Annotated in this window: 1 protein-coding gene; it reads left to right on the plus strand. The window is 42.2% G+C overall.

Annotation, left to right across the window (positions count from 1 at the left end):
• Nucleotides 1-354: EF-Tu C-terminal domain-related protein (locus tag DC53_RS00575; protein WP_033032295.1), on the plus strand; the 354-nt coding region annotated here is incomplete at its 5' end.
• Nucleotides 355-389: the final 35 nt, after the last annotated feature.

A 389-nucleotide genomic window follows, 5' to 3' on the forward strand; every position in this document is an offset into this window, starting at 1 on the left:
CTTCTACGTGGTACTAAACGTGAAGACGTTGAACGTGGTCAAGTACTAGCTAAGCCTGGTTCAATTAACCCACATACTACATTCACTTCAGAAGTATACGTACTTTCTAAAGATGAAGGTGGTCGTCATACTCCATTCTTCAAAGGTTACCGTCCACAGTTCTACTTCCGTACAACTGACGTAACTGGTGACGTACAGTTACCAGAAGGCGTAGAAATGGTAATGCCTGGTGATAACATCAAGATGACAGTAACTCTAATCGCACCAATCGCGATGGATGAAGGTCTTCGTTTTGCTATCCGTGAAGGTGGCCGTACTGTAGGTGCTGGTGTTGTAGCAACTATCGTAGCGTAATAATTAACTTTTAAGTTAATTGTTAGAAAAAGGTC

The sequence above is a fragment of the Pseudoalteromonas fuliginea genome (assembly GCF_000690055.1).
GTDB lineage: Bacteria > Pseudomonadota > Gammaproteobacteria > Enterobacterales > Alteromonadaceae > Pseudoalteromonas > Pseudoalteromonas fuliginea.